The sequence below is a fragment of the Streptomyces sp. NPDC050263 genome (assembly GCF_040655955.1).
Taxonomy (GTDB): Bacteria; Actinomycetota; Actinomycetes; order Streptomycetales; family Streptomycetaceae; genus Streptomyces.
In genome coordinates this window covers 1-1,041 of sequence record NZ_JBFAKW010000321.1, presented here as the reverse complement: position 1 = coordinate 1,041, position 1,041 = coordinate 1, and the positions used below count along the sequence as shown (strand labels likewise).

Annotated in this window: 1 protein-coding gene; it reads left to right on the top strand. The window is 72.2% G+C overall.

The features are described 5' to 3' along the window. Positions 1–130: 130 nt before the first annotated feature. A partial coding sequence (locus tag AB0J04_RS46275; protein WP_363174756.1) for an L-serine ammonia-lyase occupies positions 131–1,041 on the top strand: 911 nt, incomplete at its 3' end.

Here is a 1,041-nt window from a genome sequence, read left to right as displayed (position 1 = left end):
CGTCATCGCCCAGGCCCTCAAGCCGTCCTACGACGCCGACACGCTCAAAGCCCGGGTCACCGCCCTCGCCGACAAGCACCCCCTCTACCCCGGTCCGTCGTCGTAGTCCTCCCGCCGTAGGAGCTCGTACATGGCCATCTCCGTCTTCGATCTCTTCTCGATCGGCATCGGGCCGTCGAGCTCCCACACGGTGGCTCCGATGCGGGCCGCCCGCCGGTTCGTCGTCCGGCTCAAGGGGGACGGCGTACTCGCCCGGACGGCCACGGTCCGCACCGAGCTGTACGGCTCCCTGGGCGCGACCGGCCACGGCCACGGCACGCCGAAGGCCGTCCTGCTCGGTCTGGAGGGCAACGAGCCGCACACGGTCGACATCGTGCGGGCCGGGCGCGATGTCGAGCGGATCAGGACGACCGGGCGGCTGCGGCTGCTCGGCGTCGAGATCGGCGACGCCCACGAGATCCCCTTCGACTTCGACGACGACGTGGTCCTGCACCGCCGCAAGGCCCTCCCGTACCACGCCAACGGCATGACGATCCGGGCGTTCGACGCCTCGGGGGCGGAGCTGCTGTCGAAGACGTACTACTCCGTCGGCGGCGGGTTCGTCGTGGACGAGGACGCGGCGGGCGCGGATCGCATCAAGCTCGACGACACGGTCCTGAGCCATCCCTTCCGCACGGGCGACGAGCTGCTGCGCCTGACGAAGGAGACCGGCCTGTCGATCTCCGCGCTGATGCTGGAGAACGAGCGGGCCTGGCGCACCGAGGCGGAGATCCGGGCCGGGCTGCTGGAGATCTGGCGGGTGATGCAGACCTGCGTGGCCGCCGGCCTGGCCCTGGAGGGCATCCTGCCGGGCGGGCTGAAGGTCCGGCGCCGGGCCGCCGTCTCCGCGCGGGCGCTGCGCGCCGCCGGCGATCCGGGGATCCACGCCATGGAGTGGGCGACGCTCTACGCGATGGCGGTGAACGAGGAGAACGCGGCGGGCGGCAGGGTCGTGACGGCCCCCACGAACGGCGCGGCCGGGATCATCCCGGCGGTCCTGCA